The organism is Streptomyces sp. NPDC026206 (assembly GCF_040638465.1).
GTDB lineage: Bacteria > Actinomycetota > Actinomycetes > Streptomycetales > Streptomycetaceae > Streptomyces.
In genome coordinates, this window is record NZ_JBEZYL010000006.1 from 105519 (window position 1) to 119603 (window position 14085).

Annotated in this window: 14 protein-coding genes; 2 read left to right on the top strand and 12 right to left on the bottom strand. The window is 71.5% G+C overall.

The window, feature by feature from the left end:
* Positions 1-20: 20 nt before the first annotated feature.
* The 4 genes from AB0F13_RS11855 to AB0F13_RS11870 form a co-directional block, all read right to left on the bottom strand.
* Positions 21-1487, bottom strand: a complete 1467-nt coding sequence (locus AB0F13_RS11855) for a sugar porter family MFS transporter (RefSeq protein WP_362079100.1) — start codon at positions 1485-1487, stop codon at positions 21-23.
* Positions 1488-1641: 154 nt separating this feature from the next.
* Positions 1642-5211: a chromosome segregation protein SMC gene (smc, locus tag AB0F13_RS11860; protein ID WP_362079103.1), complete on the bottom strand. Its 3570-nt coding sequence runs from the start codon at positions 5209-5211 to the stop codon at positions 1642-1644.
* A gap of 241 nt (positions 5212-5452) precedes the next feature.
* Positions 5453-5659: a hypothetical protein gene (locus AB0F13_RS11865; protein ID WP_361886309.1), complete on the bottom strand. Its 207-nt coding sequence runs from the start codon at positions 5657-5659 to the stop codon at positions 5453-5455.
* A 405-nt stretch (positions 5660-6064) separates the two neighbouring features.
* The gene (locus AB0F13_RS11870; RefSeq protein WP_362079106.1) at positions 6065-6346 is read right to left on the bottom strand and encodes an acylphosphatase; all 282 of its coding nucleotides are present in this window, start codon (positions 6344-6346) and stop codon (positions 6065-6067) included.
* A gap of 228 nt (positions 6347-6574) precedes the next feature.
* Here AB0F13_RS11870 and AB0F13_RS11875 point away from each other — a divergent pair, with 228 nt between their 5' ends.
* On the top strand, positions 6575-7681 hold the full coding sequence (locus AB0F13_RS11875; protein ID WP_362079109.1) for a CAP domain-containing protein: 1107 nt from the start codon (positions 6575-6577) through the stop codon (positions 7679-7681).
* 67 nt (positions 7682-7748) lie between these two features.
* On the opposite strand, the gene AB0F13_RS11880 is transcribed toward AB0F13_RS11875, so the two are convergent.
* Positions 7749-8333: a flavodoxin family protein gene (locus AB0F13_RS11880; protein ID WP_362079112.1), complete on the bottom strand. Its 585-nt coding sequence runs from the start codon at positions 8331-8333 to the stop codon at positions 7749-7751.
* A 109-nt stretch (positions 8334-8442) separates the two neighbouring features.
* Here AB0F13_RS11880 and AB0F13_RS11885 point away from each other — a divergent pair, with 109 nt between their 5' ends.
* Positions 8443-8835 (top strand): helix-turn-helix domain-containing protein, encoded by a 393-nt coding sequence (locus AB0F13_RS11885; RefSeq protein WP_362079114.1) that lies wholly within the window; start codon positions 8443-8445, stop codon positions 8833-8835.
* A 32-nt stretch (positions 8836-8867) separates the two neighbouring features.
* Here AB0F13_RS11885 and mutM read toward each other — a convergent pair whose 3' ends face one another.
* The 7 genes from mutM to rsmD all read right to left on the bottom strand — a co-directional run bounded on the left by mutM (position 8868) and on the right by rsmD (position 14026).
* The gene (gene mutM, locus AB0F13_RS11890; protein ID WP_362079117.1) at positions 8868-9758 is read right to left on the bottom strand and encodes a bifunctional DNA-formamidopyrimidine glycosylase/DNA-(apurinic or apyrimidinic site) lyase; all 891 of its coding nucleotides are present in this window, start codon (positions 9756-9758) and stop codon (positions 8868-8870) included.
* An 82-nt stretch (positions 9759-9840) separates the two neighbouring features.
* Positions 9841-10677, bottom strand: a complete 837-nt coding sequence (rnc, locus tag AB0F13_RS11895) for a ribonuclease III (protein WP_362079120.1) — start codon at positions 10675-10677, stop codon at positions 9841-9843.
* Positions 10678-10696: 19 nt separating this feature from the next.
* Entirely contained in the window at positions 10697-10870 is a 174-nt protein-coding gene (gene rpmF / locus AB0F13_RS11900; RefSeq protein WP_362079123.1) for a 50S ribosomal protein L32, read from the bottom strand.
* Positions 10871-10872: 2 nt separating this feature from the next.
* Positions 10873-11469, bottom strand: a complete 597-nt coding sequence (locus AB0F13_RS11905; RefSeq protein ID WP_362079126.1) for a YceD family protein — start codon at positions 11467-11469, stop codon at positions 10873-10875.
* A 189-nt stretch (positions 11470-11658) separates the two neighbouring features.
* Complete coding sequence (locus AB0F13_RS11910) at positions 11659-12804, bottom strand: cell division initiation protein (RefSeq protein ID WP_362079129.1); 1146 nt, start codon at positions 12802-12804, stop codon at positions 11659-11661.
* A 113-nt stretch (positions 12805-12917) separates the two neighbouring features.
* On the bottom strand, positions 12918-13427 hold the full coding sequence (gene coaD, locus AB0F13_RS11915; protein WP_362079132.1) for a pantetheine-phosphate adenylyltransferase: 510 nt from the start codon (positions 13425-13427) through the stop codon (positions 12918-12920).
* The gene (gene rsmD, locus AB0F13_RS11920) at positions 13424-14026 is read right to left on the bottom strand and encodes a 16S rRNA (guanine(966)-N(2))-methyltransferase RsmD (protein WP_362079135.1); all 603 of its coding nucleotides are present in this window, start codon (positions 14024-14026) and stop codon (positions 13424-13426) included. The genes coaD and rsmD overlap by 4 nt, the downstream gene beginning before the upstream one ends.
* Between the last annotated feature and the right edge of the window lie 59 nt (positions 14027-14085).

Genomic DNA, 14085 nt, shown 5'->3' on the forward strand with positions numbered 1-14085 from the left:
GGAGAGGGGCGGCGGGGCGGTTAGCCCATCTCCTCCAGCGCCTTGCCCTTGGTCTCCTTCACGTACTTGAGTACGAAGGGAATCGAGAGCACGGCGAAGACCGCGTAAATGACGTACGCACCCGAGAGGTTCCAGTCCGCCAGGCTCGGGAAGCTGGCCGTGATGGCCCAGTTCGCGACCCACTGCGCGGACGCGGCCACGCCGAGCGCGGCGGCGCGGATGCGGTTGGGGAACATCTCGCCCAGGAAGACCCAGACCACGACGCCCCAGGAGAGCGCGAAGAAGAGCACGAAGGCGTGGGCCGCGACGAGGGCGACCGTGCCCTGCGTGGTGGGCAGGGTGCCGTCGGCGGTCTTGGAGGCGAAGGCCCAGGCCTCGAGGGCGAGGGAGCCTGCCATGCCGACGGAGCCGACGAGCGCGAGCGGCTTGCGGCCGATGCGGTCGACGAGGACCATCGCGATCACGGTGCCGACGATGTTGATGATCGACGTCGTGAAGCTGTAGAGGAACGAGCTCTGCGGGTTCACGCCCACCGACTGCCACAGCGTCGAGGAGTAGTAGAACGCGACGTTGATGCCGACGAACTGCTGGAAGACCGAGAGGCCGATGCCGACCCAGACGATCGGCAGGAGGCCGAAGCGGCCGCCGAGCAGGTCCTTGAAGGTGGACTTCTGCTCGCTCTTCATGGCGTTCTCGATCTCGGCGACGCGCTTGTCGAGGTCGACGGTGTGGCCCTCGACGTCGGCCAGGACCTTCTTCGCCTTCTCGGTCTTGCCGACCGAGATCAGGAAGCGGGGCGACTCGGGGATCGCGAAGGAGAGCAGGCCGTAGAGGACGGCCGGGACGACCATGACGCCGAGCATGAGCTGCCAGGCCTCGATGCCCACGACCTTGCCGCGCTGGTCGCCGTCGGCGACGTTGAGGATGCCCCAGTTGACCAGCTGCGAGACGGCGATGCCGATGACGATCGCGGCCTGCTGGAACGCGCCGAGACGGCCGCGGTAGGCGGGCGGGGAGACCTCGGCGATGTAGGCCGGGCCGATGACCGAGGCCATGCCGATCGCGATGCCGCCCAGGACGCGCCAGAAGGCGAGGTCCCACAGGGCGAAGGGCAGCGCGGAGCCGACGGCGCTGATGGTGAAGAGCGTCGCGGAGATCTGCATGACGCGGATGCGGCCGATACGGTCCGCGATCCGGCCCGCCGTCGCGGCACCGATGGCGCAGCCGATCAGCGCGATGGCGATGACCTGGGCGAGGGCGGCAGAACCGATGTCGTACTTCCCACGGATGCCCTCGACAGCGCCGTTGATCACGGAGCTGTCGTAGCCGAAGAGGAAGCCACCCATGGCCGCGGCCGCGGTGATGAAGATGACATGGCCGAGGTGGTCCGGCTGGGCCTTGCGGCCCTCGGTCCCCTGCGTCATCGCAGTGCTGGTCAACGTGTACTCCTGTGGCCCGGCCACGTTGCCGGGGTGGGGGGTGGCCATTCCAGTGGGGCACAAGATCTAAGAGCCCACCACTTGAAGGCGTAAGCAACGTGGGAGACCCTACGTCTTCATTTTCCGAAGTCAATAGATGGTGACTAAGAAGTTTCTCCCAGGTTTTCACCAGGTTGAGTTCAACACTTGAAGTGATCTTGGTTCAGCCGAGTCGCTGACTGATCACCTTCGACACTCCGTCGCCCTGCATGGACACTCCGTAAAGGGCGTCGGCGACCTCCATCGTCCGCTTCTGGTGCGTGATCACGATCAGCTGCGAGCTCTCCTGGAGTTCCTTCATGATTCCGATCAGGCGCTGGAGGTTCGTGTCGTCCAGGGCCGCCTCGACCTCGTCCATGACGTAGAAGGGGCTCGGACGGGCCTTGAAGATCGCGACGAGGAGGGCGACGGCGGTGAGCGACCGTTCGCCGCCGGAGAGGAGGGAGAGCCGCTTGACCTTCTTCCCGGGCGGGCGGGCCTCCACGTCGACGCCGGTGGCCAGCATGTCGTCGGGGTCGGTGAGGACCAGGCGGCCCTCGCCGCCCGGGAAGAGGCGGGAGAAGACGCCCTCGAACTCGCGGGCGGTGTCGTGGTACGCGGCCGTGAAGACCTCCTCGACCCTCTTGTCGACGTCCTTGACGACCTGGAGGAGGTCCGCGCGGGTCTTCTTGAGGTCCTCCAGCTGCTCGGAGAGGAACTTGTGGCGCTCCTCCAGCGCCGCGAACTCCTCCAGGGCGAGGGGGTTGACCTTGCCGAGCTGCTGGTACGCGCGCTCGGCCGCCCTCAGGCGCTTCTCCTGCTCCGTCCGGTCGTAGGGAACGGGCTGGTTGCGGGGGTGGTCCGCATCCTGCGGGAGTTCCTCGCCCTCGGCCGCGGGCGAGGGCGGGACGGGCTGGCCGGGGCCGTACTCGGCCACCAGAGCGGTGGGTTCCACGCCCAGTTCCTCCAGCGCCTTCGCCTCCAGCTGCTCGATGCGCAGGCGCTTCTCGGCGCCCAGCACCTCGCCGCGGTGGACAGAGCCGGTGAGCTTGTCCAGCTCCGCCTTGAGGTCACGTGCCCGGTTGCGTCCGTCCACGAGCTCGCGTTCCCGTTCGCCCTTGGCCGCCTCCGCCGCCTGCCGCTCCTCGTCGGTCCGTACGAGTGACACCTCGACGTGGGCCAGCAGCTGCCGGGCTCCGTCGGCCACGGCCGCCGCGACCCCGGCCTCGTGGCGCAGGCGGACGCGGCGCCGCTCGGCGCGCTCCCGCGCCTCCCGTTCGGCACGGGCCGCCCTGTCCAGGGCGTCGGCCCGGCCCGCGAGGCCCTTCACGCGCTCCTCGTGGGTACGGACCTGCAGCCGTGCCTCCATTTCGGTCTGGCGCGCGTTGGCCCCGTCGGCGGCGAGGCGGTCGCGTACGGAGGTGTCGGGCTCGTCCACGCCGTCCTCGGCGTCCAGGGTCCGCTCCTGGGCCGCCGCCAGCCGCCCGGCCAGCTCCTCGGCCTCCTCGGTGGTGCGGGCGAGGGCCTCCTGGGCGCGCCCTGCGGCGGCCGCCGTCCGTTCGGCCTCGCCGGCAGCGGCGCGGGCCTGGCCGGCGAGCCGGCCGAGGGCCTGGGCTGCCTGCGACCTGTCCCGGTCGGCCGCGCTGCGCCGGGCCGCGAGCTCCTCGACGACTGCGGCGCACCGGGCGCGCTCCTCCTCGGCGTCGCGGCGGGCGGCGTTCAGCGCGGCGCAGCGCGCGCCGAGCCCGCTCAGCTCCGCGGCTGCCTCGTCGACGGCGGCCCGCACCTCCAGCAGGCTGGGTGCCCCGCTGGAGCCGCCCTGCGCGAAGTGCGCGCCGAGGAGGTCGCCCTCGGCCGTGACGGCAGTCAGTCCGGGGCGCGCCGAGACGAGGTCCTCGGCGTCCTCGAGCGTGTCGACGACCACGATGTCGCGCAGCAGCCTGCGCACGGCCGGCTGCAGGTCGAGCGGTGCCCGTACGAGTTCGGCCGCGGTCCGGTGGGTGCCGGTGCCGGGTGCGGCCGGGGCCTCCTCGGGCGCACCGCCGAGCAGCAGGACCGCGCGGCCTGCGTCCTCCTTTTTCAGCAGGCGCAGCGCCTCCGCCGCGGCCGTGGTGCCCGTCACGGCGATCGCGTCCGCTGCGGCACCCAGGGCGGCGGCGACGGGCAGTTCGTAACCGGGGGTGACGGACAGGAATTCCGCGGCGGGGCCGAGGAGTCCGCCCAATCGTTCCTTCGCCGACAGGAGAGCACCCGTGCCGTCCTTGCGGCGCAGGCCGAGGGCGAGGGCGTCGTGACGGGCGGTGAGAGCCGCCCGGTGGCGGTCGGCCTCGGTCGCCTCCTCCCGTGCCGCGTCGAGGGCAGCGGCGGCGTCGGCGAGGGCGGCCCTGGCGCGCTCATGACGGTCGGTCAGCTGTGCGTCGTCCGCGTCGGCGCCGTCGGCCTCGGCCTGCCGGCGCTCGTACTCCTCCTGGGCGGCCGCGGCCCGTTCGGCCGCCTCGTCCCGGGCGGCGGCGAGGCGGCCGATCTCCGCCTCGGCGGAGGCGGCCCGGCCGCGGGCGGCGGTGACCTGGCCCTGCAGTCGGGCGAGCTGTTCACGGCGGTCGGCGATGGCGCGGGCGGCGTCCCGCAGGCGGCGTTCCTCCTCCGCCAGGCGGCGCTCGAGGTCGGCGCGGTGCTCGGCGGTGTCCTCCAGGGCACGGCCCGCCGCCTCCAGGGCGGCTTCGAGTTCCGCTTCCTGCTCGCGGACGCGGGCGGCCTCGCGCTCCAGGTCCTCGGGATCACGGCCGCGCCGTTCCTCGGCGGGTGCGGAGGTGGCGCTGACGACGCGGGCGTCCGCGAGGCTGATCGTGCCGCGCACCCGCTCGGCCAGGCGGGAGAGTTCGTACCAGGTCTGCTGGGCCTGCGCGAGGCGCGGGGTCAGCTCGCGGACCTGTTCCTCCAGCGCCGCCTCGCGCTGGGCCGCGGCGCGCAGCTCCGCCTCGGCGGCCTCCTTGCGGCCCTTGAGCGCGGCTTCGTCGGCGATCTCCGAGCGCAGCGCCTCGCGCAGGGCGACCAGGTCGTCGGCGAGCAGGCGCAGCCGGGCGTCGCGCAGGTCGGCCTGGATGACGGCGGCGCGGCGGGCCACGGCGGCCTGCCGGCCGAGCGGCTTGAGCTGGCGCCGCAGCTCGTCGGTGAGGTCCTGGACGCGGGCGAGGTTGGCGCGCATCGCGTCCAGCTTGCGCAGCGCCTTCTCCTTGCGCTTGCGGTGCTTGAGGACGCCGGCCGCCTCCTCGATGAAGGCGCGGCGGCCCATGGGGTCGGCGTGCAGGACGGAGTCGAGCTGGCCCTGGCCGACGATGACGTGCATCTCGCGGCCGATGCCGGAGTCGGAGAGCAGCTCCTGGATGTCGAGGAGCCGGCAGGTGTCACCGTTGAGCTGGTATTCGCTGCCGCCGTTGCGGAACATGATCCGCGTGATGGTGACCTCGGCGTAGTCGATGGGGAGCGCCCCGTCGGAGTTGTCGATGGTCAGGGACACCTCGGCGCGGCCCAGCGGGGGGCGGCCGGTCGTCCCGGCGAAGATGACGTCCTCCATCTTGCCGCCGCGCAGCGACTTGGCGCCCTGTTCGCCCATGACCCAGGAAAGCGCGTCGACGACATTGGACTTTCCGGAGCCATTGGGGCCCACGACGCAGGTGATGCCGGGTTCGAAGCGCAGGGTGGTGGCAGAGGCGAAGGATTTGAACCCGCGCAGGGTCAGGCTCTTGAGGTGCACGCGGTAGGACTTTACCGTCCAGGCGTCTTCCGGCCCCGCGCTGTGACAGGCGCTGGCGCGCCATGACTTTTCATTGGTTTCACCAGGGAAGGTGCCGGGCACATCATCCCTGAGGAGGCGACGGGGGAAATCTGGCGATTCTCCGGAAACGACGAAGGGACGCCGAAGCGTCCCTTGCAACTGCAACTCTCAAGCGGCTGACAGTGCAGCCCGGCCGGGCCCCGTTGGGCGGGGCGCGCGATCAGGCCAGCGCAGGCTCCGCCTTGGATACGTCGATGCTGTCGAGCAGCGAGTCACCGTGGTGAGCGGCGGCAGCCAGCGCGTCGTTTTCGGCCTGCATCCGAATGAGCTCGGATTCGAGGTCCTGGACACGCTGCTGGAGCCGTCGCATCTCGGAGAGGACTCGGGGGTCGGAGCCGCCGACGTAACCGAGAAGCGCCTTTGCCATGATGGATGGTCCTCCACACTGAGTGACCGACCGTAGCGGTGTGGGTCGTGAGGGATTCGCACCCGCGGTGTCTGCCATCACTACTGCGGTGTTTCAATGCCAAACAGCTAAGGTGCGCGGGGCTTCCAGAGTCTCACCAAATGGTTTGACGGTCAACACGATCACACCCTGTATCCACGGGCGTCCCGGGGGTGCGCGCAGAGCTGTCCGCGCCGCATTCCGCTCACCGGGGCCCGAGGGGCGTAGAGATCATCCGTTGAGAGGCAGCCTTGCACGATGCGGCGGAGTTGGCAACCATCAGGCAATTTCCAATGAGCACATATGCCACTGGCATATATATTCGCAGGTCACCCCCCGTCACCGCCCTTCGGAATCGAGCCGGAATGCGATTTCCGTGTCATCCGGTCAGCGGATCTCGAAGCCGTCATATCCGCCCCGGGGTGTGTCCCAGATCTCGGTGACGCCGTCCACGCGGCCGGGCGTGTCGCCCTTGCAGAGCCAATCGAGCAATCGTTCGCAGCCCTCACGGGGGCCCTCGGCGACGACCTGGACGCGGCCGTCGGACAGATTGGAGGCGAAGCCGATGAGCTCACCGATGCGCAAGGCGTTGGCCCGGGTGAACCAACGGAAGCCAACACCCTGCACATGGCCGCGGACCCACGCCGTGAGGCGGACATTCTCGTTCATGTCTGCACGTTAACCGGCCAATTACATAAGCAGCACTTCGACCCGGTACCCGGTGCCGTACAGTCGCGCCCAATTAAGGCTCCCCCGTACGAGTGACGCACTTTGACGCCGAACACGTAAGGAAGGCAGCGGATGGGTCGCCATCGACGCTCTGCCCGCGCGACCGCTGACGAAGCGGTGGCGAATGTCCGGAAAGCCCGGGCGCCCTTGACAAGCGAGTCGGCCGAAGTGTTCGAGTTCGAGGATCCGGCCGAAGCAGTAACCCAGCCCCTTCCCGTCATCGGCTCCGGCCCCGCCGGCTCCGGGCGCCACAGAAGCCCGCACCGGCCCAAGCGGAGCAAGGCCGGCGCGGCAGGGACGGCAGCCGGCAAGGCGGCCAGGTCCGCCGGCAGGACCGGCAAGCCCGCCAAGGCGGCGCCCCCGGCCCGGCGGGCGGGGCTGCTCGGCGCCTCCGCCGCCGTGGCCATGGGCGCGGTTGCCGTGGTCTCCGGCCTGCTGCCCAGCAGCGTCTTCTCCGTCGGCGACGCCGGCCACTCCCCCGGCGCCGGGGCGACCGGGCAGGTGCGGGCCGACGGCCCGGCCGAGGCACCGCAGCAGCGCTCCCGGGCGGCGGCCGCCCCGGCGGACCGGGCGGACCAGCGGGAAGGGCCGGAGCAGCGGGCCGGGGCGGCAGAGGCCGCCCGGGTGCAGCAAGCCCTTCTGCGCGAGCCGGTGCCGGCCGCCCGGGGAGCCGAGCCCCCGCCGGTCACCCCCTCCGCCACGCCGTTCTCCGCAGCGCCTTCGGCCGCGCCCGCCGGCCCGCACGCCGGCGCCACCCCGCAGCAGGGCGCCCCCGCCCCGCGTCCGGCCGACGCGGCCCCCCGGCCACGGCCCTCCGCACCCACCGCGGCCGCAACCGGCGCGGCCGCGGCCGACGACGGCCCGGCAGCGCACATGACCGCCACGCTGGCCGATCCCCGCTCGTCCGCGGCGCACCTGGTGCTGTCGCTGGTCAACGCGGAGCGGGCGAAGGCGGGTTGCCGGCCGCTGCGGGCCAGCGGCAAGCTCAACCGCCTGGCGCAGTCGTTCAGCGACGACATGGCCAGGCGCGGTTTCTTCGATCACACAGATCCGGACGGCAGGACACCGTGGGACCGGGCCGCCAAGCGCGGCGTGCAGAACCTGGGCGGCGAGAACATCGCGCGCGGCCACCCGGACGCCCACACCGTGGTGGATGCCTGGATGCGCAGCAGCGGTCATCGGTCGAACATCCTCAACTGCGACTACAAGAGCCTCGGCGTCGGTGTGCGCCACGGCGGCAACGGTCCGTACTGGACGCAGGACTTCGGCTACTGAAACACCCCGCCCCGGCCGGGACGACGGGCGTCGTCCCGGCCGGGGCGGGTGCGGCAGGCGGGGTGCGTCAGAGGGCGGCGCGGCCGGCGGCGTAGACGCGGGCCTGCTCGGTGATGCGGCGGCCGAGCTGCTCGGCGGTGGCTATGTCGGCCTTGTGCACACCCTCGGGGCCCTCGTCGCTGTTGGTCTGGGCACCGGCGCCCAGGTAGAAGCCGAGGCGGTTGAGGTCGTTCTCGGAGCCGGTGGAGCTGTGCCAGCCGGGGAGCAGACCGAGGCCGACCCAGTGCATGCCGTGCTGGGCGGCGAGGACCGAGAAGAACTGCAGGGTGTGCAGCTTGTCGCCGCTCTTGGAGCCGGAGTTGGTGAAGCCGGCCGCCAGCTTGTCCTGCCAGGCGCGGGTGAACCAGCGCTTGGACGTCGCCTCGGCGAAGACGTGGAAGGCGCCGGAGGCCGTGCCCATGTAGGTCGGCGAGCCGAAGACGATCGCGTCGGAGGCGTCGAGCAGCTCCCACTGCTCGTCGGTGATCTCGGCGACGTTGATCAGGTGGACGGTGGCGCCGGTGTCGGCGGCACCGGCACGGACGGCCTCGGCGAGGACGGCGGTGTGGCCGAAGCCGGAGTGGTAGGCGATGGACACGACGGGCGTGGTCACGGTGGGGCTCCCTGGAAAGGCGTTGCGCTGGCTGGGTGACGAAAGGAAAGCACTAACTTTTGGAAATCGCAAGCCTTCGGTTAGCGCTGTGCGGGGGTATGGTGTTCGCATGACGACGACCGAAGGCACCCCGCAGGACCAACTGCCCTTCCACGTCTTCGCGCGGAGCTGTCCGTCCCGCGAAACGCTCGGGCACATCACCGGCCGGTGGGGAAGCCTGACCCTCGGCGCCCTGGCCGAGGACACGCTGCGCTTCAACGAGCTGCGCCGTCGCGTCGAGGGCGTCAGCGAGAAGATGCTGTCCCAGACCCTCCACGCACTGGAGCGCGACGGGCTCGTGCACCGCGAGGCCCAGCCGACCAACCCCCCGCGCGTCGACTACCGCCTGACCCCCCTGGGCCAGGAGGTCACCGAGCGGATGATGGACCTGATCCACCTCGTGGAAGGCCGGATGCCACAGGTGCTGGAGGCGCGGGAGCGGTACGACGCGGAGCGCGCGTAAGCGGTTCCCGCACACGAAACCGCGCGCAGGAACTACGCGGCAGTGCGCGGAACGCGCTGGCAGCGCGGGCAGAAGTAGCTGGAGCGGTTCATCCAGGGGCGGCGGCGCATGGCCGTACCGCAGCGGCGGCAGGGCTCGTCCTCGCGCCCGTAGGCGTCCAGCGAGCGCTCGAAGTACCCGGACTCGCCGTTGACGTTGACGTAGAGGCTGTCGAAGCTGGTGCCGCCGGCCGCGAGCGCCTCGTTCATGACCTCGCGGATATGGGTGAGCAGCTCGGCCGTGCGCGGCCGGGTCAGACCCGCCGTCGGCCGGTCGTAGTGCAGCCGGGTGCGCCACAGCGCCTCGTCGGCGTAGATGTTGCCGACGCCGCTGATGAGCGACTGGTCCAGCAGCGCGCGCTTGATGGTCGTACGGCGCCGGCGCAGCGCGGCGTGGAAGGCGTCGTCGTCGAAGGCCGCGTCGAGGGGGTCGCGGGCGATGTGCGCGATCACGTCCGGCAGCCCCTCGGGGTCCCCGGGCACGGTGTCGTGCAGCGAGAGCCCGCCGAAGGTGCGCTGGTCGACGAAGCGAAGTTCGGTGGCCCGGGCGTCGGCGAAGCGGAAGCGGATGCGCAGGTGCTTCTCGTCGGGCGAGCCCTGCGGCTGTACGAGCAGCTGGCCGCTCATGCCCAGGTGGGCGAGGACGGCCCGGGCCGGGGCACCGCCGGTACCGGTGGGGGACTCCAGCGGCAGCCAGAGGTACTTGCCGCGCCGCCGCGCGACACCCAGGCGCACCCCGGTCAGCTGTGCGGCGAAGTCGTCCGGCCCCGCGAGGTGGCGGCGGACCGCCCGGGGGTGCAGGACCTCGACCGCGGCGACCGTCCGCCCGCAGGCCCAGCGCTCCAGACCACTGCGGACGACTTCGACCTCGGGCAGCTCGGGCACCGCACTCCTTCGCCGGAAGAAAAGCCTGGGGAAAGACGGGCCGGCCCGCGGTGCGCGAACGCACCGCGGGCCGGCCCGGGAATCAGTTCGCCGCGCCCGGCACGCTGTCGGAGGACTGGTCGTCCCCCGGCACCACGCCGGACTCGGCCGCGGCCTTCTCGGCCGCCACGCGGGCTTCCGCCGCGCTGTTGATGGCGCGCCAGGCGGACTCCGCCGCCTGTTGCTCCGCTTCCTTCTTGCTGCGGCCGGTGCCGGTGCCGTACGCGACACCACCGACGCGGGCAGCAGCCGTGAAGGTCTTCTCGTGGTCGGGACCTGTCTCGGAGACCAGGTATTCCGGAACGCCGAGCCCCTCGGTGGCGGTCAGCTCCTGGAGACTGGTCTTCCAGTCCAGGCCGGCGCCGAGGTTCGAGGACTTCTCGATCAGCGGATCGAAGAGCCGGTGCACCAGCTCGGCAGCGGCGTCGAGGCCCTGGTCGAGGTAGACGGCACCGATGACCGCTTCGAGGGTGTCCGCGAGGATCGAGGCCTTGTCCCGGCCGCCCGTGCCCTCCTCGCCCCGGCCCAGCCGGATGAAGGAGCCGAGCTCCAGGCCGCGGCCGACCTCGGCCAGCGCCCGTGAGTTGACCACCGCGGCCCGCAGCTTGGCCAGCTGGCCTTCGGGCAGGTCGGGGTGGATGCGGTAGAGGGTATCCGTGACCACCAGGCCCAGCACGGAGTCCCCGAGGAACTCCAGCCGCTCGTTGGTGGGCAGGCCGCCGTTCTCGTACGCGTAGGAACGGTGCGTCAGCGCACGCACCAGAAGGGCGGTCTCGAGTGTGTACCCGAGCCGCCCTTCCAGAAGCGTGTGGGACGAGGCCGTGTCCGCCGGCGCCGATCCATTCCCGCGGTTGCGGGACGGCGTCGTGGCATCTGACATGAAGCCTGTCACCCGCCGATCAGACCGCGAGGACCTGGCGCTTGTTGTAGGTGCCGCAGCTGGGGCACGCGATGTGCTGCTGCTTCGGCTCGTGGCAGCTTTCGCACGCCACCAGGGGGGTGACCGCAGCCTTCCACTGCGACCGGCGGTGGCGCGTGTTGCTGCGCGACATCTTCCGCTTCGGAACAGCCACGGCTACTTCTCCTGTGAGTCATCCCCGTTGACACGGGGTGCGTTTTCCTTCTCGCCGTCCTGGTCGGAACCGGCGAGTCCCTGCAGTGCCGCCCAACGGATGTCGACGGCGTCGTGGTGGTGGTCCGGGTCCTCCGCCAGCCGTGCCCCGCACTCGGAGCACAGGCCAGGGCAGTCTTCCCGGCACACCGGCTGCAGCGGCAGTGAGAGCACCACCGCGTCCCGCAGCACGGGTTCGAGGTCGAACATGTCGTCCTCGAGGAAGAGCGTGTCCTCCTCATCGTCCTCGGCGTCGTCGCCGGTATCCGCGTGGCGGCTCCGGGCGTCGGCGTCGGGGTAGGAGAACAGCTCCTGGAAATCCGCGTCGAGCTCTCGCTCCAGCGGCTCCAGACACCTTACGCACTCCCCGGTGAGCGGCGCACGGGCGGTGCCTGTGACGAGCACCCCTTCCATGACCGACTCGAGCCGGAGGTCCAGCTCCACCGAGGCGCCCTCGGCCACACCGATGACCTCGATACCGAGGTCCTGGGGAGCCGGGACGGAGCGGGAGACCCGCTTCAGCGCGCCGGGTCGCCGGCCCAGCTCGCGTGTGTCGAACACGAGAGGGTTGCGGGGATCGAGGCGGGCGTTCAGGGCTTCCTGCTTTCTACGCTGCGGTGACGGCAGCCCCCGGGTGGTGACACACGAGGGCAGCCTGGATCGCGGACGTACACGCGACCGAAGAGCCAGGATACTGGACGGCTCGCCGTGGGCCCAATCCGCATCCCGGGCCGGTGGCGCGAACCGGCGTCAGCGCCCCTGCTCGTACCGCCTGAGCTGGTCGAGGTCGATCATCGAGGTGTCGAAGAGGCTGGTCTCGTCGAGCTCCGCGCCCTGCGGCTGCCGGCCCTGGCCATGCTGCTGCTGGTGCTGCTGCTGCGCCACCTGAGGCTGGTGCTGCCCGTGCTCACCGTAGCCCCCTGCGGCCCCGTAGCCGTGCCCGGTGTCCTGAGGCTGCTGCCAGGCGTACGGGTCGGCCTGCTGGTACCCGCCCTGGACGGCGTAGGGGTCGGCCACCTGGGGGGCGTAGTGCTGGGGCTGCTGCTGGGCGTAGCCGTAGGGGTCGTGCTGCGCCGCGTAGCCGGCGACAGGGGCGGCGTAGTCGCCCCAGGCGGGCTGCTGGGGCTGCGGGGGCTCCTGGTGCCCGGAGTGGGGCTGCTGCGGTTCCTGGGGGGCGGCCAGCTCGGCCAGGAAGTCGGCGTCGGAGGTGGGGCGGCCGGTGGGCAGGCCGTCCTGGGCGGCCATGTGGGCGCCCAGCTCGTCCGCCGGACGGGCGCCCAGCAGCTTCTCGCGGCCGCGCCCGACAGCTTCCAGCGTCTTGGCCAGCACGGCCGAGACCGCGCCCAGCTTGGCGTCGACGTACTCGTCGGCGCGGTGGCGCTGGGTGGCGGGGTCGGCGCTGCGCTCCGGCGCGTCGCCGTCCGCTCCGGCGGCGTCCGGCGCGTCGGCGCCGGGGACGCCGAGCAGCTTCTCCCGGCCCCGGTCGACCGAGCCGATGGTCTTGGTGAGGACGACCTCGAAGTTGGCGAGCTTGCTGTCGACGTAGTCGTCGGCCTCCGCGCGGATCTCCGCGGCCTCACGGCGGGCCTCCGCGAGGATGCGGTCGGCCTCCTCCTGGGACTGGCGGGCGACCTCCGTGCCGGAGATCAGCGAGCCGCGCTGGGCGCGGGCGGACTCCAGGATGCGCTCGGCCTCCTCGCGGGCGTCCGCGACGAGCTGTTCCCGGCCGCCGATGACCTCGCGCGCCTGGGCGAGCGAGCCGGGCAGGGCGGCCCGCATCTCTTCGAGCAGGGCGAGCAGCTCGGCCCGGTTGAGGACGCAGGAGGCCGACATGGGCAGGGAGCGGGCACCGGCGACGGTCGTGACGATCTCGTCGAGCTTCTTCTGGACGTCCACCTTGACGGTCGCCGCCTTCTTGGAATCAGAGAGGCCTTCCGGCCGACGTAACGAACGAGACGACTGTACGGCCGGCGACCGCGGCCCGCAGCTACTGACCGGAGGTCAGATCATCACTGTCGGGGAAGCCGCTCCTTGAGCGCCTCCAGCACCAGCGGCGGCACCAGATGCGAGACGTCTCCGCCCCAGGTCGCGACCTCCTTGACCAGGCTGGAGGAGAGGAAGCTGTAGGTGGGGTTGGTCGGGACGAACAGGGTCTCGACACCCGAGAGCCCGTTGTTCATCTGGGCCATCTGCAGCTCGTAGTCGAAGTCGCTGACCGCCCGCAGGCCCTTGACGATGGCGGGGATGTCACGCTGCTTGCAGAAGTCGACGAGGAGGCCGTGGAAGGACTCGACCCGCACGTTGCCGTACTCGGCGGTGACCTGCCGCAGCAGGTCTATCCGCTCGTCGACGGTGAACAGGCCCTGCTTGGCCTTGTTGATCATCACGGCCACGTGCACGACGTCGTACAGCTTGGAAGCGCGGGCGATGATGTCGAGGTGTCCATTGGTGACGGGGTCGAACGACCCCGGACAGACGGCGCGGCGCAACGGTGGTTCCTCGCTCTCCGGTCCATTCATGGCGTGCTGCCTGACTGTGTGTCGGCAGTGCACGCCGAGGCGGCGCGACCGTACCAAAGCGTCCCCTCGCCGTAGCGACGGGCCCTCAGTGCCTCGAAACCCTCCGGCCAGCGGAATTCCCCGCCCCTGGTGCTGCGCTCCACGGTGACCAGCGCGTCGGCGGTGAGCCAGCCCCGGGTGCGGAGTGTGACCAGGATCTCCCGGAGGTCGTCGTCGCTGACGACGTAGGGCGGGTCGAGGAAGACCACGTCGTACGGGCCGGCCGGCGGCGCTCCGGCGATGGCCTGCTCGGCCTTGCCGCTGCGCACCTCGGCGCCCGGCAGGCCGATCGCGCGGACGTTCTCCCGGATGACACGGACCGCGCGGGCGTCCGCCTCGACCAGCAGCACGTGGGCGGCGCCGCGCGAGAGCGCCTCCAGCCCGACCGCGCCCGAGCCGCCGTAGAGGTCCAGCACACGCGTGCCGTCCAGGGTGCCGAGGAAGGACTCCCAGCTGGAGAACAGGCCCTCGCGCGCCCGGTCGGAGGTCGGGCGGGTGCCGGTGCCGGGCGGCACGGCCAGGCGGCGTCCGCCGGCGGCGCCGGCGATCACGCGGGTCATGGGTCTTGAGTCCTTCACGGTGGGGTGACGCGGTGGGGTGACGGCGGCGGGCCGCCGCC